At 63.6% G+C, this 22,268-nt stretch carries 19 protein-coding genes and 1 tRNA gene; 2 read left to right on the plus strand and 18 right to left on the minus strand.

The genetic code is table 11. From position 1 onward, the window contains the following. Window positions 1–73 precede the first annotated feature (73 nt). From pyrH to MMB49_RS05300, 8 genes are all read right to left on the minus strand, one after another. Window positions 74–820 carry a UMP kinase gene (pyrH, locus tag MMB49_RS05265; RefSeq protein ID WP_003813336.1) on the minus strand — a complete coding sequence of 249 codons (747 nt, stop codon included), beginning with the start codon at window positions 818–820 and terminating at the stop codon, window positions 74–76. 112 nt (window positions 821–932) lie between these two features. Next, a complete protein-coding gene (locus MMB49_RS05270) occupies window positions 933–1,535 on the minus strand; it encodes a hypothetical protein (RefSeq protein ID WP_047272260.1) in 603 nt (200 codons plus the stop codon). Between the two features lie 280 nt (window positions 1,536–1,815). Then, window positions 1,816–2,667 (minus strand): translation elongation factor Ts, encoded by an 852-nt coding sequence (tsf, locus tag MMB49_RS05275; protein ID WP_003813341.1) that lies wholly within the window; start codon window positions 2,665–2,667, stop codon window positions 1,816–1,818. 76 nt (window positions 2,668–2,743) lie between these two features. Continuing rightward, on the minus strand, window positions 2,744–3,568 hold the full coding sequence (gene rpsB / locus MMB49_RS05280) for a 30S ribosomal protein S2 (RefSeq protein ID WP_003816510.1): 825 nt from the start codon (window positions 3,566–3,568) through the stop codon (window positions 2,744–2,746). Between the two features lie 200 nt (window positions 3,569–3,768). Further along, on the minus strand, window positions 3,769–4,257 hold the full coding sequence (locus tag MMB49_RS05285; RefSeq protein ID WP_003816508.1) for a peptide deformylase: 489 nt from the start codon (window positions 4,255–4,257) through the stop codon (window positions 3,769–3,771). Further along, window positions 4,258–6,282, minus strand: coding sequence for an AMP-dependent synthetase/ligase (locus MMB49_RS05290; RefSeq protein WP_041775377.1), 2,025 nt, complete (start codon window positions 6,280–6,282; stop codon window positions 4,258–4,260). A gap of 75 nt (window positions 6,283–6,357) precedes the next feature. Then, a complete protein-coding gene (locus tag MMB49_RS05295; RefSeq protein ID WP_013363520.1) occupies window positions 6,358–6,852 on the minus strand; it encodes a hypothetical protein in 495 nt (164 codons plus the stop codon). 155 nt (window positions 6,853–7,007) lie between these two features. Then, window positions 7,008–8,129: a GuaB3 family IMP dehydrogenase-related protein gene (locus MMB49_RS05300; RefSeq protein ID WP_003813354.1), complete on the minus strand. Its 1,122-nt coding sequence runs from the start codon at window positions 8,127–8,129 to the stop codon at window positions 7,008–7,010. A gap of 159 nt (window positions 8,130–8,288) precedes the next feature. Between MMB49_RS05300 and MMB49_RS05305 the strand changes: the two genes are divergently transcribed. Then, window positions 8,289–9,509: an NADP-dependent isocitrate dehydrogenase gene (locus MMB49_RS05305; RefSeq protein ID WP_003813356.1), complete on the plus strand. Its 1,221-nt coding sequence runs from the start codon at window positions 8,289–8,291 to the stop codon at window positions 9,507–9,509. A 182-nt stretch (window positions 9,510–9,691) separates the two neighbouring features. Beyond that, the gene (locus tag MMB49_RS05310) at window positions 9,692–11,290 is read left to right on the plus strand and encodes a substrate-binding domain-containing protein (RefSeq protein WP_047272265.1); all 1,599 of its coding nucleotides are present in this window, start codon (window positions 9,692–9,694) and stop codon (window positions 11,288–11,290) included. A gap of 146 nt (window positions 11,291–11,436) precedes the next feature. Here the strand turns inward: MMB49_RS05310 and MMB49_RS05315 are convergent, their stop codons facing one another. The 10 genes from MMB49_RS05315 to MMB49_RS05360 all read right to left on the minus strand — a co-directional run bounded on the left by MMB49_RS05315 (window position 11,437) and on the right by MMB49_RS05360 (window position 22,144). Beyond that, window positions 11,437–13,251, minus strand: a complete 1,815-nt coding sequence (locus MMB49_RS05315; RefSeq protein ID WP_047272267.1) for an AMP-dependent synthetase/ligase — start codon at window positions 13,249–13,251, stop codon at window positions 11,437–11,439. Between the two features lie 110 nt (window positions 13,252–13,361). Further along, window positions 13,362–13,766 (minus strand): M23 family metallopeptidase, encoded by a 405-nt coding sequence (locus MMB49_RS05320; protein WP_225840983.1) that lies wholly within the window; start codon window positions 13,764–13,766, stop codon window positions 13,362–13,364. A gap of 923 nt (window positions 13,767–14,689) precedes the next feature. Next, window positions 14,690–14,765, minus strand: a tRNA-Asn gene (locus MMB49_RS05325). Window positions 14,766–14,998: 233 nt separating this feature from the next. Continuing rightward, the gene (gene tsaD / locus MMB49_RS05330; RefSeq protein WP_047272271.1) at window positions 14,999–16,042 is read right to left on the minus strand and encodes a tRNA (adenosine(37)-N6)-threonylcarbamoyltransferase complex transferase subunit TsaD; all 1,044 of its coding nucleotides are present in this window, start codon (window positions 16,040–16,042) and stop codon (window positions 14,999–15,001) included. Continuing rightward, the gene (rimI, locus tag MMB49_RS05335; protein WP_047272272.1) at window positions 16,039–16,620 is read right to left on the minus strand and encodes a ribosomal protein S18-alanine N-acetyltransferase; all 582 of its coding nucleotides are present in this window, start codon (window positions 16,618–16,620) and stop codon (window positions 16,039–16,041) included. The genes tsaD and rimI overlap by 4 nt, the downstream gene beginning before the upstream one ends. Continuing rightward, on the minus strand, window positions 16,620–17,486 hold the full coding sequence (tsaB, locus tag MMB49_RS05340; protein WP_013389971.1) for a tRNA (adenosine(37)-N6)-threonylcarbamoyltransferase complex dimerization subunit type 1 TsaB: 867 nt from the start codon (window positions 17,484–17,486) through the stop codon (window positions 16,620–16,622). Before tsaB ends, rimI begins: the two co-directional genes overlap by 1 nt. A gap of 59 nt (window positions 17,487–17,545) precedes the next feature. Next, on the minus strand, window positions 17,546–18,091 hold the full coding sequence (tsaE, locus tag MMB49_RS05345; protein ID WP_047289290.1) for a tRNA (adenosine(37)-N6)-threonylcarbamoyltransferase complex ATPase subunit type 1 TsaE: 546 nt from the start codon (window positions 18,089–18,091) through the stop codon (window positions 17,546–17,548). Between the two features lie 219 nt (window positions 18,092–18,310). Next, window positions 18,311–19,288: a DNA polymerase III subunit delta gene (holA, locus tag MMB49_RS05350; protein ID WP_047272274.1), complete on the minus strand. Its 978-nt coding sequence runs from the start codon at window positions 19,286–19,288 to the stop codon at window positions 18,311–18,313. After that, a complete protein-coding gene (locus MMB49_RS05355; protein WP_229940971.1) occupies window positions 19,236–21,149 on the minus strand; it encodes a ComEC/Rec2 family competence protein in 1,914 nt (637 codons plus the stop codon). The genes holA and MMB49_RS05355 overlap by 53 nt, the downstream gene beginning before the upstream one ends. 179 nt (window positions 21,150–21,328) lie before the next feature. Further along, window positions 21,329–22,144, minus strand: a complete 816-nt coding sequence (locus tag MMB49_RS05360) for a ComEA family DNA-binding protein (protein WP_047272448.1) — start codon at window positions 22,142–22,144, stop codon at window positions 21,329–21,331. Window positions 22,145–22,268 lie beyond the last annotated feature (124 nt).

Below are 22,268 nucleotides of genomic sequence, written 5' to 3' on the forward strand. Positions count from 1 at the left end.
TCCTTGTTGTTGTTCTTCGTTGAAGTTGGTTTCCCGGGTTGGATGCAGACGCGCGATCACCGATGCGCGTCGCTCACGCGAGCGTGGATTCGGCGGTGGACACCAGCGTGCCGATCTCCTCGCCGAGCAGCGCGCGGGTCACGTTGCCGGCCTCTTCGAGACCGAACACGCGGATGCGCTTCCTGTTGTCGCGGGCCATGGACAGCGCGGCGGCATCCATGACCGCCAGGTTGTCGACAAGGGCGCGGTTGTAGCTCAGCGTTGCGAAACGCTTGGCATCTGCGTCCTTGCGGGGGTCGGAGGTGTAGACGCCGTCGACGCCGTTCTTGCCCATAACGACCTCATCGCAATGAATCTCCAGCGAACGCTGGATGGACACCGTATCGGTGGAGAAATACGGCATGCCCGCACCGGCGCCGAAGATCACGACGCGGCCCTTCTCCAAGTGGCGGATGGCCTTGAGCGGAATGTACGGCTCGGCGACCTGACCCATGGTGATGGCCGTCTGCACGCGGGTGGCCTGCCCCTCCTGCTCCAGGAAATCCTGCAGCGCGAGGCAGTTCATCACCGTGCCCAGCATGCCCATGTAATCGCCGCGGGAACGGTCGATGCCGGCCTGCTGCAATTCCGCGCCGCGGAAGAAGTTGCCTCCGCCGACGACGATGGCGACCTGAACGCCCTGCCGCACGGCGGGGACGATCTCCTCGGCGATGCGACGAATCACCTGCGTATCGATGCCGACCTTTCCGCCGCCGAACGCCTCACCAGACAGTTTCAGCAATACCCTTCGTGGCTGATCCGCCGCTACTCCATCTGCCATGCATAGCCTTTCTGATATCGGTTCCCTGATGCTTCGTGAGCCGGAACCGCCCGACATACTGCCTATCAGCGTATCCGCAAACTGCGACAGTGCCCGGTAGCGACTCGCGCGATCACAGCGATTCGGCGAATTCCTCGACCCGGGCCACCACGTCGTCGAGATACGACGCAGAAGTGCGCCACCGGCCGGGAACCTCTATCGAATGATTGGCCTGCGGGTACTCATGCACGAGGCCACTGAGACGATGGGCCCGGTCGCTGCGGTACAGCGGGTCCGCGGTTCCTGCGCAGATCAGCGGTTCGGGAGCCGAGCCGGGCTCGTAATCGTCATCGCCCGGCACGGGGATGACGGACCGTGTCGGATCGAAGTCGGCCGGCGACAGCACGGGCGTCAGCAAGGCCATCGGGACGCCGAGCCGGGACACATGCGGGTAGATGAACGTCGACAGCGATTTCGCCACCACCAGGGTGCGCGGCTGCGATGCCGGACTCGACCGGCGAGGGATGCCATCCAGCCAGTCGTCGACAGCTCCGGACAGCATCGAGAATATTCTCGGCGCGAGGGTCTTCGACAGGTCCGCATCGACGTCGAGCCGTTCCACGAACCAGCCGGCATCGGCCAACGCCATCGCGCAGTAATACAGCAGCGGCCGATCGCAGTTGTATCCGGTGCCCGGCATGATCAGCGCATGCCGGTCGGTCCTATCCGATGCCATGCGGTTCTTCGGCCATTCGTTTCTGCGGCAGGTGGGCTGCGCCGTTCCGCTCCCCATCAACGATGAAATCATCGTCATGATCCCCCATATGATTTTTCGTTATTCGTGTGATTGCATGCTGTCGGCTGGCATGGCCGCGCCGGCCATGCCAGGTATGACAAAGGCGGCCGACGCATGAAAGCGCGGACCGCCTTTGTTGAGGTTCATCTCAGCTCACAGTCTGCTCCCCGGCCCGATGATGCGGACCGGAGCGGGACGAATCAAACCTTCGCGGTTCGATTCACTCCTCTTCGCCCTTGCCGACCTCGATACGGGCGAAGGCCACGGCCTTGCCGCCGACTTCCTCGAACAGCTTGCCGACGGTCTTGGACGGATCCTTGACGAACGGCTGCTCAAGCAGGACGACTTCCTTGTAGAAGGCGTTGAGACGGCCTTCGACGATCTTCGGAACGATCTTCTCGGGCTTGCCTTCGGCCAGGGACTTCTCGGTGGCGACGCGACGCTCGGACTCGACGACATCGGCCGGAACGTCCTCACGGCTGAGCCACTTGGCGCCCATGGCGGAAATCTGCAGAGCGGCCTCGTGAGCGACCTTGGCACCGGCTTCGTCGGTGGCGATCATCGCGACGATGCTCGGGGGCATCTCGACGGACTTCTTGTGCGCGTAGATCTCGACGTGCGGGCCGGAGATCTTGGCGAACTGGCCGACCTTGACGTGCTCGCCGAACAGGGCGGCCGCCTCTTCGACGGCGACCTTGACGGTGCCGTCCTCGGCGTTGGACGCCAGGAGCTCGTCGGCGTTGTTCGCGTCGGCGGCCACGGCGTAGCCGAGCACGGTGTCGGCGAATTCGACGAACTTCGGGGTCTTGGCCACGAAGTCGGTCTCGGAATTGAGCTCGACGGCGTAACCGGTCTGGCCTTCGGCGGACTCGATCACCTTGGAGGCGATGGTGCCTTCCTGGGCCTTGCGGCCTTCGCGCTTGCCAGCGGCCTGGATGCCCTTGGCGCGGATGATCTCCTTGGCGCGGGCGACATCACCCTCGGCCTCGGTGAGAGCCTTCTTGACGTCCATCATGCCGGCGCCGGTGTCTTCGCGCACCTGCTTGATCAAAGCTGCAGTGATTGCTGCCATTGATTTGTCTCCTCGTTAAAAATGTGTCCCCATAGTGATGGGAGGCTGTTGCACCTCCCATACTACAGGAGGTAGGTCACTCGGCCTTGGCTTCCTCGGCCTCGGCGGCCGGAGCAGCTTCAGCGGAAGCGCCCTCGGTCAGCAGTTCCTTCTCCCAAGCGGCCATCGGCTGCTCGGCTTCGGTCTCGCCCTCGGCCTTGGCGGCCCGGCCGGAACGCTCCAGCAGGCCATCGGCCACTGCGTCGGCCATCAGGCTGGTCAGCAGCTCGATGCCGCGGATGGCGTCATCGTTGGCCGGAATCGGGTAATCGACGGACTCCGGGTCGGTGTTGGTGTCGACGAGGGCCACGACCGGGATGCCCAGCTTGTGGGCTTCCTCGACGGCGAGCGATTCCTTGTTGATGTCCACGACGAACATCGCGGAGGGGGTGCGGACCATGTTGCGGATACCGCCAAGCTGCTTCTCCAGCTTATCCTTCTCGCGCTCCAGCAGCAGCAGTTCCTTCTTGGTCAGACCGGAGCCGTGCACGTCGGAGAAGTCCATCTCCTCAAGTTCCTTCAGACGGCTCACACGCTTGGAGACGGTCTGGAAGTTGGTCAGCATGCCGCCGAGCCAACGCTCGGACACGTAGGGCATGTTCACGCGCGTGGCCTGGGTCTGCACGGCTTCCTGGGCCTGCTTCTTGGTGCCGACGAACAGCACGGTGCCGTTGTGGGCGACGGTGGCCTTGATGAAGTCATAGGCCTTGTCGATCAGCTCCAGCGACTTGAACAGGTTGATGATGTGGATGCCGTTGCGCTCCATCAAGATGTACTGCTTCATCTTGGGGTTCCAACGACGGGTCTGGTGACCGAAGTGGACGCCGGCCTTGAGCATTTCGCTCATCGTGATCTGTGCCATAGCACTACCTTTCTTGTCGGTTCTTGCCTGGTCATGCGTACCTGAGTGCAGCCCCGCCGAAGCGTGGCCGACCGACACAGGCCGTCGCGGACATGACGCGATATGGTGTGCACCGGTTGACGATAACGGTTGGCCGTCGCCACCTGCGACTGCGGTGACGGCCGGGTTGGCGCACAAATATTCAGAATACCACCACGTGCCTACTTGGCGGCGTGCTCACGCATGTACCGCAACGCCTCGCGGCGCTCCGTCTTCTCCAGCCGGTCGAGGTACACGTGACCGTCGAGGTGATCGGTCTCATGCTGCAGCATGCGACCCATCAGGCCGCTGCCCTCCAGCACGACCTCGTTGCCGTCCAGGTCGATGCCGCGCACGCGGGCGTAATCGGCGCGACGGGTCTTGTACCACAGGCCGGGAACGGACAGGCATCCTTCGTCACCGTACTGTTCGCCGCTCTTCTCCTCCAGCACCGGGTTGAGCACGTATCCGATCTTCCCGTTGATGTTGTACGAGAAGGCGCGCAGCCCGACACCGATCTGGTTCGCCGAGAGCCCGGCACGACCCGGATCGTCGACGGTGTCCAGCAGATCCTGCACAAGGCGGCGTACGGCGGGCGTGATCTCCCTGATCGTCTCGCACGGGGTGCGCAGCACCGGATCGGGAACTGTTCTGATTTCGCGGATGGCCAATTACTTCTCCTCACTGGTGTCGTTGCCGTCAGATGCCGCGTCGCCCACGCTGTCCTCCTGCTCGGGGCTGCCGGATTTGGCTTCGTCGTCCTTCATGAAGCGAATCTTTCCCTTCGCCTGGTCGAAGGCCTGCTTGACGCTTTCCGAAGACTGCTTCACGGTCTCGGCGGTCATGTCGAGGATCTTGACGGTGGCGGGCAGCGGCTTTGCGGCGTTCTTCGGAGCATAGATCATGTTGTCGATCACGTCGGCGTAACGCTGCAGCACCTTCGGGCGGACCACCTTCATGCTGGGTGTCAGAGTGCCGTCCTCCTGGTTGAACTCCTCGTCCAGAATAACGAACTTGCGCACCGACTCGGCGCGGGAGACGTTGCCGTTGGCCTTGTCGATGTACTGCTGCACCAACGCTCGGACCGCGTCGTTGGTCGCGATCTCGCTCATCGGCGCGTCGATGTCGAGGTTCTGCGAGGCAAGCCACGATCGGGTCATCTCCGCGTCGAGTTCGATGAGCGCGGCGATGAACGGGCGTCCGTCGCCGATGACGACGGCATGGGCGACGATCGGGCATGTGTTGATGACATCCTCCATCGGCGCCGGGCTGATGTTCTTGCCGCCGGCCGTGATGATGATGTCCTTCTTGCGGCCCGTGATGAACACGAATCCCCGATCGTCGATCGTGGCGAGGTCACCCGTGTGCAGCCAGCCATCGGAGGTCAGGGCCTCGGCGGTCCGCTGAGGCTGCTTGTAGTAGCCAAGGAACACGTTCGCCCCCTTGATCATCAGCTCGTCGTCATCCGCGAGCCTGATGGAGATGCAGCCGGGCCGGCCGACGGAGCCGACCTCGTTCGCGTCCTGGAAATTCACCAGGCAGGGCGCGGCCGTCTCGGTCATGCCATACCCCTGGATGAAGGTGATACCATCGAATCCGTTGAAGAAGTGCGCGAGATCGGCATTGAGCGGGGCGCCGCCGCAGGCGAGCCACTTCATGTTGGGGCCCAGGGCGGAACGGATCGACGAGCCCACGGTCTGCATGTAGAAGCTGTGCTGGATGCGGGCGCCCAGGGAATGATGGCCGCCGGCCATCTCGTCCTTCGACCACTGCACGAAATGATCGAACGCCTTGGCGAACAGGCGCCCCTTGAGACCGGCTCCGGCCTTCTGCGAGGCGGCGTTGTACACCTTCTCGAACACGCGGGGCACGCCCAGCAGATACGTGGGCTTGAAGCCGCGCAGGTCGGCGAGCAGCCGCTTGGCGCTGGAGATATAGCCGACCACGCCATGCGAGCCGATGGCCACGTACTGGATGTACCGCGCGAAGCAGTGCGCCAGCGGAAGGAACAGCAGCAGACGGCTCGGCTGGTACAGCATGTCGTTGAGTACCTCATAGCCGTTGTAGACCGTGTGGTTGAAGTTGCGGTGAGACAGCATCACGCCCTTCGGTTTGCCGGTGGAGCCCGACGTGTACACGATGGTGAACAGGTCGTCGGCGCGGACGCGGCCGATCGCCTTGTCCAGTTCCTCGTCGCTGACGGACTCGCCGAAATCGGCGACCGCGTCGAGGCCGTTCGCCTTGAAGTTGAACACGTAGCGCAGGCTCTCGCTGTGCGCGCGAATCTGCTCAAGGATCTGCGCATGGGAGTCGTCGCCGGCGAAGGCGATGACCGGTTCGACCTCTGCGACGATATCACCCGTCTGTTTGGGCGAATCGGTCTCGTATACGGGGACGCTCACCGCGCCGATGGAGGCGCAGGCGAAGTCCACGACGCCCCACTCATAGCAGGTGGCGGCGTATATCACGACCATGCTGCCGGGCTTGACCCCGAGGCCGAGAAGCCCTTTGGCCACCTCACGGACGCGGTCGTTCATCTGGCCGGCGGACACGTCATGCCACTGCCTCGTCTCATCGTCCTGCCATTGGGCGACGAGGTCATCGGGGTCGCGTTCGCAACGCTTGGCGAGCAGTGAATAGATGGTGTCCAGGTCTGTGGTCTGATAGATCGTATCGACGGTGTATTCACGCAACATAGGCTCCACTATAAGCATGGCCGCGTACCGGCACGCGGCCATGCGGAACATATCATCCGGCTTGCGCGGCGTGTATCACCCGATGTCCGTCATCGTGCACAGCCAGCGGCATCCCATCTGGCGCAGCACGATGTTCGACCAGTAGTTCTGCACGCCGATGGTCAGATGCGTCGATATCTCGAACGTCGTCGGATTGATGAACATCCCCGACATCATCCGGGGCACCACCGGCAGATACCGGAGTTTGGCCTTCAGCTCGGGATTCGACTGCATGTGGTTGTCGAGCAGGTACGCCATGGTCTCCAGCTTCTTGAGACACGGGCCGGTCACCGCCCGTCTGAGCTTGCCCGCATGCAGCTGTCCGCGCATGATGTCGGCGGACATGCATGCTATGCGGGCGGACGATACCGCCAGCGAATGGCCCTGTGCGGCGTTGATGCTTCCCGCGCCGCAGCTGGTGATGTGATACGGCACCGGAACGTCGGACGATTCTACGATGACGTACCCGTCGAGGCTCGGCACCGGGCAGGGCGGGTTTTCGCGCGCGTAATGATAAGTGGGTTGCTCCATGTCCGTTTCTCCGTCTTCTCTCTCGCCCCCATCCACGATGAAAGGGGATAATCCCAGCACAACACAACAAAGGCACCCCCGCAATGGACGAGGGTGCCTTTTTGTGCAATCGTGCCGCGATTCGAGCCTCCGACGCGGAGGCGAAGCATCACGGATCAGACGTGGTAGGGGTTGACGACCACCGAGCAACGCTGGAAGCTCTTGACGTCGACATAGCCCGTGGACGCCATGGCTCGGCGCAGCGCGCCGATGTAGTTCACCTGGCCATCAGCGCGGTGGCTGGGCCCGAACAGGATCTGCTCCAGCGAGCCGACCGTGCCGACATCGGTGCGGGAACCGCGCGGCAGGGTCTGGTGACGGGCCTCCGCACCCCAATGCTTGCCGCCACCGGGAGCCTCGGTGGCGCGGGCGAGCGGAGCGCCGAGCATGACGGCGTCGGCGCCCATGGCGAGGGCCTTGACGAAGCTGCCCGAATCCCCCATGCCGCCATCGGCGATGACCTGCACATAGCGGCCGCCGGACTCGTCCATGTAATCGCGGCGCGCCTCAGCCACGTCGGCGATCGCGGTCGCCATCGGGGCGTGGACGCCGATCGTCGTGCGCGTAGCGGTGACCGCACCGCCGCCGAAGCCGACCAACACGCCCGCCGCACCAGTGCGCATCAGGTGCAGGGCCGCCGTGTAGTTCGCGGCGCCGCCGACGATGACCGGAACATCGAGGTCGTAGATGAACTTCTTGAGGTTCAGCGGCTCATGGCCGAGGGACACATGCTCGGCGGACACCACCGTGCCGCGGATGACGAACAGGTCGACGCCGGCTTCGACCACCGTGGAGTAGAACTGCTGGGTGCGCTGCGGGGAAAGCGCGCCCGCCACGGTGACGCCCGCATCGCGGATCTCATGCAACCGGCGGGTGATGAGCTCGGGCTTCACCGGCTCACGGTAGATCTCCTGGATCCGCTCGGTCGCGACGTCATCGGGCAGCTGGGCAATTTCGTCGAGCAGCGGCTGCGGATCGTCATACCGCGTCCACAGACCCTCCAGATCCAGCACGCCAAGAGCGCCCAGCCGGCCCATCGCTATCGCCGTGGCGGGGCTGGTGACCGAATCCATCGGGGCTCCGATGACCGGTACGTCGAACTCATAGGCATCCACCTGCCACGACGTCGACACGTCCTGCGAATCGCGGGTGCGACGAGAGGGAACGATGGAGACATCATCCAGCGCGTAGGCCATGCGGGCCTTCTTGCCCAAACCGATTTCAATTTCCTGAGACATGGTTTCAAGGCTAATGCCGGGCTGTGACACCGGACGCGGCCGCACACGCGCATCACCCGCCGTCTCACATTGTGGCGAATACCGAGCGGCGGACAACGCGCGGTAACATCGATGCGCTAAGACTGGTGCACATACGCCAATCACGCTAGGAGGAAACGCATGGCCAAAATCAAGGTCGAGGGAAAGGTCGTCGAGCTCGACGGCGACGAGATGACCCGCGTCATCTGGAAGGACATCAAGGACCGTCTGATCCTGCCCTATCTGGACGTCGATCTGGACTATTACGACCTGGGCATCGAGAACCGTGACGCCACCGACGACCAAGTCACCATCGACGCGGCAAAGGCAATCCAGCGCGAGCACGTGGGCGTCAAGTGCGCCACCATCACTCCGGACGAGGCCCGCGTCAAGGAATTCGGTCTCAAGAAGATGTGGAAGTCCCCCAACGGCACAATCCGTAACATCCTCGGCGGCACGATCTTCCGCGAGCCCATCGTGATGAGCAACGTGCCTCGTCTGGTGCCCGGCTGGACCAAGCCGATCGTCGTGGCCCGCCACGCCTTCGGCGACCAGTACAAGGCCACCGACTTCAAGGTGCCGGGCGCCGGACGCCTGACCGTCACCTTCACTCCCGAGGACGGCTCCGAGCCGATTGAGCACGTGGTCTATGACTACGGCCAGGACGGCGGCGTGGCCCAGGTGCAGTACAACGTCAACGATTCGATCCGCGGCTTCGCTCGCGCCTGCTTCAACTATGGCCTGATGCGCCACTACCCGGTGTACCTGTCCACCAAGAACACGATTTTGAAGGCCTACGACGGCCAGTTCAAGGACATCTTCGCCGAAGTGTTCGAGACCGACTACAAGGACAAGTTCGCCGAGGCTGGACTGACCTACGAGCACCGCCTGATCGACGACATGGTCGCCAGCTCCCTCAAGTGGCACGGCGGCTACATCTGGGCGTGCAAGAACTACGACGGCGACGTGCAGTCCGACTCCGTGGCTCAGGGCTTCGGCTCGCTGGGCCTGATGACCTCCGTGCTGATGACCCCGGACGGCCAGACCGTCGAAGCCGAGGCCGCGCACGGTACCGTGACCCGCCATTACCGCCGCTGGCTCAAGGGCGAGAAGACCTCCACCAACCCGATCGCCTCGATCTTCGCATGGACCGGCGGACTCAAGCACCGCGCCGACCTGGACGGCACGCCCGAGGTCCGCCACTTCGCCGAGACGCTGGAGAAGGTCATCGTCGACACCGTCGAAGGCGGTCAGATGACCAAGGATCTGGCCATGCTGGTGGGACCGGATCAGGCGTGGCTCGACACCGAGGGCTTCATGAACGCGCTGGACGAGAACCTTTCCAAGGCGCTGACCGCGTGACCGGCCGGGCGGGGTTCTCCGGCGGCTCCCGCCACCGGTGATCGCCGCCGGCAATCCATCGCCATCAAGGCCCGCATCCCATGTCCCCACACGAGATGCGGGCCTTGTGCGTATGGTGAGGCTACAATCGAAAGTTACAGTATTCGCATGACTGAAAGGGCGTGACCATGTCAGGACGACGCATGGTGTCTTGTCTGAAACTCATCGCCGCCGCGATGGCGACGGGTCTTCTGCTCACGACGGCGGGATGCGCGTCAACGGACGATACCAACACTCCGGACGGCGGCACCGTCACGCAATCCACCGGGGCGGTGGCGATATTCACCCCATCGGACGGCATCACCCTCTCCCAGCACACGCCGTTGAACAAGTGGGCGAAACTGGTGCCCGACATCACCTCCGAGCTCAAGAAGCAAGGATTCAAATCCGCGAACATCACCACGACCACATCCAGTGACCTCGCCAAGCAGAGCCAGGACATTCAGGATTACGTCGTCAATCATGCGGTGTCGGCGCAAAGCGGGAAAGACAGCGCCAACAAGAAAGACGGTGCTGACGAGAAGGCAATAACGCTGATCGTCGCGCCCGCAGCCGAAACGCAGACATCCACCCGGCAATACGGCGATTACGTCAGCCAGACGAGCGGCACGGCGACGGATAGGACCGGTTCAGACGAGGCCGGTTCAACGGATGCATCGGAATCGACTGACACACCCGAATCGGCGAATGCATCCAGCTCGGATAACGCATCCGACTCGACGGACACGGAATCGATGCCCCGTATGGCGAACGCATTGCAGCTGGCCAAGGACTCGGGCATGCACGTGGTGCTCGTGGCCAATCCGGTGAAGGACTTCACCCCCGACGCTTTCGTCGAACTGTCGACAGCCGAACGCATCGGGCAGATCCAGGCGAGCAAGCTTGCCGACAAACTGCAACTCGACACCATCAGCAAGGACAATCCGAAGGCCGTGGAGATCCTGCTGCCCTACACCGCATCCGCTGACGGCAGTGACGACGAATTCGCCAAGGAGGCCTTCGCAGGCGCCTGGTCCGTGCTGCAGCCGTATTTCAAGAAGGGCACGGCATACAGTCCGTCCGGACTGCTGACGGCCGACACGACCGACGGGCAGTGGGAGTCGGTCGCCTTCAAAATCGACAAGGATTCGCGCATCACCGACGAGATCACCAATCGTCTCAAACAGAAGAATTCGGCCTCGCACACCCGAATCGACGGCATCATCGCCATGAACGATTACGTGGCTTCCGGAGTGGTCGACGCGCTCGACCATCTCGGATACACCGGTTCGGCGGCCGACATCAACCCCTCCATCACACTGCCCGGAATCGTCGGCAACATCACCGGAAAGCAGGATCTCCACCGCAAGAAGGTGCCGGATCCGATCAAGGCGCCGGAAAACGACGGCGACGCCACCAACGACGGGTCGGCCTCGGAAAAGGCCAGGGACACGCAGTGGCCCATCATCACCGGATATGGCGCGTACGTCGACGAACTGCCGCAACTCGTCAGCGGCCATCAATGGATGACCGCCGTCGAGGACCGCAAGGGCGCCGCGACGCAGCTCGCGCAGATGTGCCTAAAAATCAATCAGGGCACGGCGGTGAAATCGCCGCAGAACCTGACCAAGGGGACGTATCCGGGCGTCGCGGGGAAGAACATGCCGACGCTGCGCCCCGACCTGGTCGCGATCAGCGCGTCGAACCTCAAGAGCACGCTGATCGACCCCGGCTACATCACTCTGGCCGACGCGGGGATGTGACAGCCGCAGGGATTGCGCGTCACAGGGAATGTAGCAGGCGCGGCAATACCGAGATATACGCGAGTCGGCCGTCACCCCAACCATCCGTCATGATGACGGGAACCGGTTGAGGTGACGGCCGACTCGTTGCCCGGCTGGACTTCCGCTCAGCGGCCCTTCGGGGCGTAAATGCGCGTGTCGATGAGTTCGCCGAAGTGGTCGATCACCGCTTGACGGCGTGCCTTCATGCTGGCGGTCAGCAGTCCGTTCTCCTCGGTGAACGGCTCCGGCACGATCTCGAATTTGCGAATCGACTCTGCCCGCGACACCAGATCGTTGGCGGCGTTGACCGCGCGCTCGACCTCGGCGTAGACGATCGGGTTGCGCACGACTTCGGCGAGGTCGGAGACCTGCTCCACACCCTGCGCGGCCAGCCAGGCGTTGGTCTCATCGAGATCCAGGGAGACGATCGCCGCGATGAACGGCTTACGGTCACCGATGACGACGCACTGGTCCACCACCGGCGATGTCATCACGCTGGCCTCCAATATGCCCGGAGACACGTTCTTGCCGCCTGCCGTGATGATCAGGTCCTTCTTGCGTCCGGTGATGGTGACAAACCCGTCGTCGTCGATGTCGCCGAGGTCCCCCGTGTGCAACCATCCGTCAACGATCTGGCTCTGGGTGATTTCAGGATGGTTATGGTATCCGACGCAGACCGCACGGCTCTTGATGCATAGTTCGCCGTCCTCGCCGAGCCCTACCGACACCCCCTGCAGCGGCATGCCGACCGTGCCGATGCGATATCCCTTGGTTGGATTCACCATGGCCGGGGCGCAGGTCTCCGTCATGCCATACCCCTCAAGCAGCGGCAGTCCGACACCGTTGAAGAAGTGTGCGATGGCCCCGTCCAGAGGAGCGCCTCCGGACACCGCATATTCGCAGTGGCCGCCGAACACGCCCATGATCGTGCGATAGATCAGGCGGTCGTACATGGCGTGGCGCATCCGCAGCGAGGCCGAGAACCCGTTGCCCTCCTGCTGCGCGTGCGACCATTCGCGTGCGGTGGCCGCGGCCTTGGCGAAGATGCGCCCCTTCATGCCGGCACCCGCCTTCTGCGAGGCGGCGTTGTACACCTTCTCGAAGATGCGCGGCACGGCCAGTATGAAGGACGGCTTGAACTCGCCGAAATCAGACAGAATGGTCTTGAGGTTGTTGGACAGCCCCAGCTCCACGTCACCGGCAAAGCAGTACAGCACCATGTACCGCGCGAATGCGTGAGCCAGCGGAAGGAACAGCAGTAGACGGCGGTCACGCCCATAGGCGATGTCGGGCATGGATTGCGTACCGGCATAGGTGACGTACACGAAGTTGCCGTGTGACAGTTCAATGCCCTTCGGCATGCCGGTAGAGCCCGACGTGTACACGATGGTTGCCAGGTCGTCACCCTTCACCAGACGCTCGCGCTCCCAGAACTCCTCGTCACTCACTCCGCGCCCGTATTCCTCCAGCGTGTTCAGCGCACCGAAATCGATGACGTACACGTCTTTCAGCGTGCTGCAGCGCGAGCGGACGGACTCGATCTTGTCACGCTGCGCATCGTTCTCGGCGAACGCCATCGTCACCTGGGAGTCATTGAAGATCGTGGCGACCTGAGCCGGCGAGTTGGTCTCGTAGACGGGCACGGTGAGGGAGCCGATGGACATGATGGCCATGTCCAGCGCAGCCCATTGCCATGAGGTGGAAGAGATGATCGACACCGCGTCCCCCGGCATGACGCCACGGGCGATCAGGCCCTTGGCCAGTGCGATGACCTTGTCGCGGAATTCGGCGGCCGTGAACGAGCGCCATGAGCCAGTACCGTCCTTGTACGAGACCAGCGGCTCGTTGGGCTTGCGTTCAGCGCGTTCGACCAGCACCGAGAACACGTTTTTGTCGCCGTCAATGGGCTTGGCGACCGGTTGCGTATATTCCTTGAGCATTTCAGCACTCCCCTCGACTGTGGGCCGGTCGTTCCGGCGAACGGGTGGCATCTGCATCGCCACCGTTCAATTGTACGGCTTTTCCATACGAATTCGGGGCAGCATCGCCGTCAATCGGGTTTCAGGCCGATGCGCATGGGTCTCACACGGGCGAGCGGATCAAGATATGTCGTCGCCGTCCCCTCGTTTTGCAGTCGGACCCTCCTGACTCCCCAATGGAGGCATCGGCCGTCGCAATGGTCGGACGCCCCTCCCACTTCGCCGATGACGTCGCCGCGTCTCACGGCTGTTCCGGCAACGCCCTCGGTATGCGCCGGCTCGAACGTCGACACAAGGTCACCGTGGTTGACGCTGACGACCGACTTGCCGCCGACACTCCCGGCGAACGATATGATGCCATCCGCAGGGGCATACAGTTCATCGCCGTCGGATGCCTGCAGATCCACGCCGCGATGCCCGGAAAGCCATGGCCGGTCAGGTGGGTCGAAATCCGCGATGACGGCCGGCTGACCCACAGGCCAAAGCCATACCGCCCGACACGCCGCCTGTCGTCCTGCGCATAACGTCACCGCGGCGAAGACCTCTTCCCCGGCGGATGCGGAGGGCACCCGCAATAGCGCCCAGTTCATCATCGCAGCGAACATCACGGCAACGGACATGCAGCACAGCCGGATCATGGTCCGTTTGCAACGCTCCCTGCGGTGAAGCGCGAATTGCCTGCGCCGTATGGCATGGCGGTCATACCGCACCTGAGGATGGTGCCACGCTCCCCGCTGCCCATCTAAATCATCATTCAGCATCAGTCTCTTCCCCCATTCCGTCGTCTGTCGCCGGAACGTCCCCGCGCCCCGGCATCCCCAGCATCGCACACCGATGCACGGCGGAGGGCGAAAAACAACCGATGTGGTCGAAGGCTCGGGAGTTATCCACATTTCGGCGTGTCGCGCCGATACTGCACGGCACTTGCTGCTGGAATCGCCTGACAATGCCCGGGAGCTGTTTGTAGGCGAGTGCAATCCGGGAGGCCCGTGGCCGCAGGCCATCCCCACTTGCAGGGCCCGGAGAGCTGTCGCGAAACGACTGGGGGCGGTCATCCGCAGCAATGCGGCGGATAGCCACTTGCGTCCCCGCATTGCCACACCATCGATATTTCGCGTCAAAATCGCATTGTGTGGCTTTCCATCGGCCACACAACGCGATGTGAGCCTTCACATCGCGTGGTATGGCCGACATTCGAATCATAGGACGGCCATTTTGCAATGATTCGGGATTGTTCTCGTCTCCGTCCCTTGCCACACCATCTTAAAAACCATCAGAATTCGCATAGTGTGGCACGCAGAGGCGCGCATACGACGGCGCATGCGATGCATCGGTGCGCAGGTGCGGGATGAGCGCGGGAAAGCAAAAACCCTCAACATTTCCGTTGAGGGTTTTTCTATGGCTCCTGCGGCTGGGCTTGAACCAGCGACCGTCCGATTAACAGTCGGATGCTCTGCCAACTGAGCTACGCAGGAATGTTTTCCTGTGCTGAGCTAACTGCTGTGCACAAGATGAATATATTACACACAAATCGCATGGATGCAACTTGAGTGCTCGCCTCGGCGTGTCGCCTGTAATTCCAATGGTTGATTGATGACGAGAACTGACAGTCGGATGCCGTGGACGCAAGCAAATTATCGGTTTATCGACGGTTTCGCCCGCGAATTCCCGCTGTTTGTAGGCGAGTGCAATCCGCGAGGCGGAGGGGCTACATGCAGATTTTGTTCATGGGCATGGCGGAATCGATGGGGCAATCGGGTGCGGAAGGGGCCTCGCCGGCCTCTACGAGGTTCACGCCGAGCATGGCGACCATCGCGCCATTGTCGGTGCACAGCTTGAGCCGAGGGATGCGTACCTCGACTCCGGCCCGCTCGCCGTATTCGAGCAGCTTCGCACGCAGCTGCGAGTTGGCGGAGAACCCTCCGCCTACGATCAGAGTCTTGGAATCATACTGCTCGCACCCGCGCATGGCCTTACGGGCCAGAACCGTGGCCACGGAGTCCGCCAGCGAAGCGCACACGTCGTCAATGGGAACGTCCCGCCCCGCCGCCTGCTGTTCCTCAATCCACCGTGCGACGGCGGTCTTGACGCCGGAGAAGCTGAAATCATACGGATGCGCCGCACCGGCCTTCCCCTGAGTCAGGCCCTGCGGCACCTTGATGGCCTTGGGATCACCCAGCTGAGCGTGACGGTCGATATGCGGGCCGCCGGGGTACGGGAAGCCTAGCAAACGCGCGACCTTGTCGAAGCACTCCCCCGCAGCGTCATCCAACGTGGTGCCGACCACGTCGACATGCCGCGCGACATCGCGCACATGCAGCAGCGACGTGTGTCCACCGGACACGATCAACGCCAGCGTATCCTTAGGAAACGGCCCGAATTGCAGCTGCGTGACGGCGATATGCCCGATGACATGATTGATGCCGTACAACGGCTTGTTCGCCGCCCAGGCAAGCGCTTTGGCACCTGAAACGCCCACGGCGAGACATCCGGCGAGGCCGGGGCCCGCCGACACCGCTATGGCATCCACGTCGCCGAGTCCCAACCCAGCGTCGGAGAGCGCCTGGGACACGCACGGCACGAACGCCTCGGCGTGCGCGCGAGAGGCGATTTCCGGAATCACGCCGCCATAACGAGCGTGCTCCTCCATCGACGAGGCGACGACGTTGGAACGTAGCGTGCGCCCCTGTACGATTGCAGCGGCGGTTTCGTCGCATGTCGATTCGATGCCCAGTACGATCGGTTCGCTCATAGTTGCGTCTCCTGTCCTGTTTGTTTCGTCATGTCGCCGGCGGCGGACGTATCACCGGCGGCACCAGCCACACCGCCATTGCCGCTGAACCCGACGATGCGCGGTTCAATGTCAAGCGCCATCACATACGCGTCGATGCCTTCCGGCTGGTAGTACCGTTTGCGCAGTCCGATGCGCTGGAATCCGAACCGGTGGTACAACGCGATGGCCGGGTCGTTGACGACGCTGACTTCGAGCAGCATCCGTCTGGCTCCCTGTCGACGTGCGCGAGATATCAGGTGATTCATCATCGCGACCGCGATGCCCTGCCTCTGATGGGTCTTGCTGACGCCTATGTCCATGATCTCCGCGTCGTCGCCGTCATACCAGTACCCGGCGAATCCGCGGATGGCGGGTTCACGGTCCGTGTCGCGTCCATCCGCCTCGTCCACGTCGAAGACGTATACGCGTGCCGGCGCGTCGAGCTCCTGCCTGATCGAGGCCTCGCTCCACGCATGGTTGCCGAACAGCTCGACTTCCAGCGCCCTTATCGCGCCGACGGCCGTCTCCCGCCCGATATCGTCCAGTTCGCGCAGCATCAGTCCGCCCTCTGCGCGCCAGCATGGTTCAGCACGTGTTTGAGCGGGCTGGGTACTTCGGCATCGGGCCGGCGCAGATACAGCGGTTCGACGGGCGCTTCGTCGTCCGCATGTTTCAGCGCCATCTCGGCGAACATCGCCAGGCCGGCCGCCCCCGCATCCAGAATGGATCCCTCGACCACCGAGCCGAGAGCATCCAGGCTTTGCCATGCGTCGGCGTATCGGGCCGCCCCGTGACCGACCACGTCCACGATATATCGCATGCCGCCAATCTCCGCGCGACGGCGTACCTCGGCGTTGACCCGCTCCACGATATGGCCGGGGTAGTCGATGTCCATAGCGATCCAATGGCAGGAATCCGTCTCTGAGCCCGTCACGCCAGCCTCATGGTTCAGGGAGAAGTACAACTGTTTGCGACGGGCATCATTCACGCACAGAGTGATGTGATGTTCCGGCTCCGGTCTCCCGTCCACCTGGCCATTTTGCGCCGTATGCGACACATCCGCGAGGAATCCGGCCGCGTCCGCTATGACGGTATCGCCGCGCAGGGCGGCGCGCAACATGGCGTCCTGCGGGTCGAGGATGTTCTGACCGATCAGCCGGGCCCCCGTGGCGAAGGCGAGCGCCTTGGCTGTGACCAGCCCCGCCCTCAGTCCGGTGAACGGGGCCGGGCCGACGCCGACGACGATGCAGCTGATGTCCGCGGGACCGAGCCCGGCGGCATCCATCGCACGGGCGATGTTGACCTGCAGTTTCTCGACGTGGGTGCGCGAATCGGTCTCCACGATGGGCTCATGCCCCACGACTCCCACGGTCGAACCGTACGAGGTGTCGATCACCAACGTGCAACCATCAGTCGCCTGCATTTGTTCCTCCCGTTCATATGCAACCTGTACGAGTCTACATCGTCCGTCAGTCACCATCATCAGGCGGTCGGGGTCGTGAATCGCGAGATGCGCGCCCCATCCCACGCCGGGCCGACCGGTACCAGCGTGACGACTCTGGTGCCATCGCTTGTCGGCTGCCTCTCCGCGGTTTTGTCGTCCTGCCCGTCATCGAGCGGGCGGTCGATATGGACTTCCAGACGTTCCGGAGCCAACGTGGAGGCCATCTGCTCGCCCCATTCCATCAGGATCACGGTGTTGGCTCCGGGGTCCTCCAGCTCCTCGTCGAGACCGAGCGATTCCAACTCGTCCAGCAGTCTTTCCTCGACGTCCTGTCCGGGCGCATAGGCGTCGCCGCCGAGGCGGTACGCATCGACATGCACCAGGTGGGCGTGCGACCCGTCGGCGAATCGTCCGTCAAGTTCGCGGGCGATGGTGAACGTCGGCGACACGATGGGTTCCGTTATGCCCAATCCGGCGCCGATGCCCTGCGCGAACGTCGTCTTGCCTGCGCCCAGCGGGCCCGACAGCAACAGTACGTCGCCGCCGTGCAGCAGCAAGGCCACACGCCGGCCCAGTTCGCGCATGTCGTCGTCGGTGGGCACGCGCACAACGACGGGATGCGCGGCGTCGGCTCCCTGGTTCCGTGTCACGCCGGCGTTGCCCGTTTCTGTTGTTTCCATCGTTTCTTTCATTCCCGTCCCTGCCGTTCCTGTTTCAATTTCGATGTCGTCGTTCATGTCATGCATGCTCTGCGGGCACCCGGCCGTGGTCGCCTCGCCGCAGGGCGCCGTTCTCCGGCGCGGTCAGTCCCTTCCTTTGTGGCTGATCAGTTCGATGCACCTCTCCAGCGCGTATACGGGGTCGCCCCCGTTGGTTTTGCTCTGTTCGTCCGCCCAGGCGAGCATGCGGATGCACCGCCCGAGTCCCGCCGAGGTCCAACCCGAAAGCTGTCTCATGGCGTTTTTCAGCACCCACGGGTTCGTTTTCGCCTGAGCCTGCGTGATGGTGCCGGCCTTGACTGCGGATGCCTTGGCGATGGTACGCAGTTTCATCGCGAGCGCGCCGATCAGCGCGATGGGGTCCGTTCCCTGTTCGACGGCGGAACGCATGGCGATGATGGCCTCGGCCGTGCGACCGGCTATGGCCTTGTCCGCCACGGAGAAACCGGTCACCTGCGGGTTCGAGGTCAGGTACCGGTTGACGAGATCCAGAGTGATGGGATCGTCATCGAAATCGAAGCACAGTTGGGAGCACATGGCGGCCATTTCTCCGGTCCGCTCGCCGAGCACCGCGACGAGCTGCTGGGCGGCCAATGGTTCGACGCGGCGGTGCTCCCCCTCGAATATCTGCAGCACGAAGTTGAGTTTCGCCTCCGGTTTCTTCAGGTCGGCGACCGTCTCCTTGCACGCGCCCGCCTTGACGAGTTGGTCGAGCAGTCGTTTGCCCTTGACCCCTCCTTCATGCCGGCAGATGACGATGCTGGATGCACCCGGATCGGCGCATGCCTGACGGCAGTAGCGCACCATGGATTCGCCCAGCTTGTCGTCGGCGTTCTGCAGATTGTCGACGACGACCACGGCAACATCGGCGAGCAGGGAAGGGCTGACGGCCTCATCGAATGCGTACTGGTCGCAGCCGGTCGCATCCAGGTCGATGCGCTCGGCGTCGGGCCGATCGTGCAGCGCACGGCGGATGAGATCGCGCCCGGTTCGCTTATTGAGATATGCGTCACCGCCGAACACGATGATGAACGGGGCTTGCGAGCCTGCCTTGTTTGCCATGGTCTCCATCTTCCCATACAGCTGGACAAGAGCCGTCATGCGCTCCCGTCATCGATGCGACGGGAATGGCTCCCGCCGCGACTTTCGTGTGCGGCACCGGCCGGTCTCCTCCGTCGGTGTCGCCGTCGAACATCGTTACGGTCTGCGACCACCATATCCGTATCCGGTCACGCAGACGGGGACGGAACGACTGGCCGCCGTCGCCGGATCCGTCGGATCTCAGCAGACGCAACCATCGGGTGGCCAGTATCAGCACCGTGGCGCACGCCGATTCGACCAACACCATCAGCAATGCACCCGGTATGTCACCGGCCCACGGCATGGTCGCGAACTCGTTGTCCGACACCATCGCGGCTACACGTTCCATGACGGACGTGCCGCATCCCGCAATCCAGGCCAAGACGTATCCGCATTGCGGCATCAGCCAGGATATGAACAGCGCGACGAGCCCTGCCATGGTGGCGAATCCCACGACCGGGCCGACGAGCAGATTCGCCGGCACTGAGGCGAGAGGCAGTTGCGGATCCATCAGGATCTGTATCGGCAGGGTGAGCGACTGCGCGGCGATGGTCATGGCGAGCGGAGCCGACAGCAATCGGGGCAGCATGCACGCCAGCCAATCGGTCAAGGGGCCGGCGAACAGCACGATGCCCAATACGGCCGCGCAGGACAACGCGAAACCGTAGCTGACCGACATCGAGGGAGCGATGAGAAGGACGATGATCACCGTCCAGCTCAGCGAACTCACCGACTGCCCTCGACGGCCGGCCGCCACCGCGGCAGCGCCGAACAGTCCCATGAGCAATGCGCGCAGCACCGAATCGGACGGGAACACGACTATCGCCAGCATCACGTCCGACACCGCCATCACCAGTCCTGTCGCCCATCGAGGGGCGAGCACGCGGGAGCACAGCCTGTGCACCAGCCCCGCGATGACCATGAAATGCCCTCCCGACACCGCCATCAGGTGCATGATGCCGCTGCGCCGGAACTGCTCCTCGAGTAGCGCCGCATACGCGGCATCGACGCCGCCGACACGTTCCGTCCCCGATAACAGGCCTTCTTCAGACCCATGTGACGCCGCACCGGATGCGGTATCGCGCACCCGGACCACATCCTGCCCGAGCACGCCGACGGTCAGCCCCGGCACCAGCACGCGCGCCTGATCCGACAGGCGGTCGCAGGCGCGCAGTAGCCCCTGCTGCATGGCCTTGACGATGCGGGCCGTTCCGGAAGGCGCAGAAACCACATCCGGCACGCGCATATCGTCACAGGTCAGCCACAGCGGCTGACGGCCATACGACGCCGTGCTCAGCGTGCCGGGAAAACGGTAGACCGCCGTGTCGGTCAGCGCCGAACAGACGTCTCCCGACAACAGCACGCGGATATCGGCGCGCGAAGGCACCGTCGAGCGTTCCGACAGCGGATTCGCCGGGGATCGCCGTATGGACAGCGACACCACGCGCCCGTCAACCTGGCAATCGGAACCCCTCACCGTCGACGATACGGCCGGGGAGCGCACCCGCACCACGGCCACCACGTCGGCGGGCCCGTCACGGGCCTGGACATGCGCCGCATCATGCCAGCGCACACTGTCCGCGGTCACCGCCGCGGCGGCCGACAGCAGTCCGGCCACGGCCATCACGGCCACGGCATCCCCGAGCGAGGCTCGCAACGGGCGTATCAGACCGTGTGCCGCCAGCGACGGTACAACGAGGGCCACCGGCAGCAGCATCACAGCCAGCGCACCAATCGCATACCCCGTGACCGACATCGGGTCATCATCCATCAAGGTCAGCCATCGCCACCATTGGTGAGCCGCCGCCGAAGCCATCCACGCGGCGAGAGCCGCCGGCAGCATCCTGAAGTCCCTACCGCCGTTTTCGCGGCGGATGGCGAAGGCCCGCGATGACGGGCGTTCCCGATGCCCATCGGTCGAGTCGCGACGCCTTCCGGTATGGTTCCTCCGACGGCGGTCGTGGCAGCCGCCACCCTGCATATGCCCGTCGTCCCGCATGTACCGTCTCCTCATCCCCCACCTCACACACGCACCCACGGCCGTATCTTGGTGAGCGTCTTCGCGCCGATGCCGGAGACATCCAGCAGCTGGTCGACGCTGGTGAACCTCCCGATGCTGCGCCGGTGATCGAGAATGCGCTGCGCGGTCACCGGCCCCACGCCGGGAATGGAATCCAGCTGCTCTGCGGTCGCGGTATTGAGATCGATCCTCGTATCTGCGGTGGCCCCATCGTCCGAACCGTCACTCCCCCGCTGCGATGATCGCCCGTTCTGCGCAGCCTGACTGCCCGCGGAGGACTCCACGCCGTCTCCTTGCGATTCGGCGTCGCCCGCCCCACCGGAATTCTCCTGATCGGAGCCCGTTCCACCAGAGTTCGACCCGTCGCCATTCACGGAGTCGCTGCCGTCACTTCCACCGGGTACCGTTTCGGCGATACCCGTTTCCTTCCCTCCCGCGTTCTGCATCGCGGCGTTATGGGATTGAGCCGACACGTACCGCAGGGACTGCTGCAGCAGCATCGTCAGGCTCGCGCACAGGGCCGTGGTCAGCACCAGCATCACCGTCACCGCGTGGAACGGGCGGAATCTCAGCCGCGGCACGTCCCGCTTCGCGGACTGGCCCCGCATGCCGTCGTCAGGGCGCACACCCATCAGACGGCTTATTGGCTCGACGGCAGGCGCGGTGGAATCGGCCACGTCGGCATGTTTCTCGGTATGACTCTCGCCATGCGACGGCACCGGTCTGGAAAAATCCCCCGGTGCCGGCGCCGGAGGAGAAGGCACGCCCGTTCCGGCATCCGTCGCGACAGATGTTCCGATCCCGATTACGTCAGGCATGGCAGGAATCCCGGCGTGGCGGCCATCGTCCATGCCGCGCAACCGCCGAGTCGCCGTTTGATCCCCTGAATGAGAAATGCCCATGCTTCCAGCGTGAGGGAACATGGGCATGAAGTCCAGCCGA

The sequence above is a fragment of the Bifidobacterium sp. SKU genome, from assembly GCF_026016405.1.
GTDB lineage: Bacteria > Actinomycetota > Actinomycetes > Actinomycetales > Bifidobacteriaceae > Bifidobacterium > Bifidobacterium bifidum.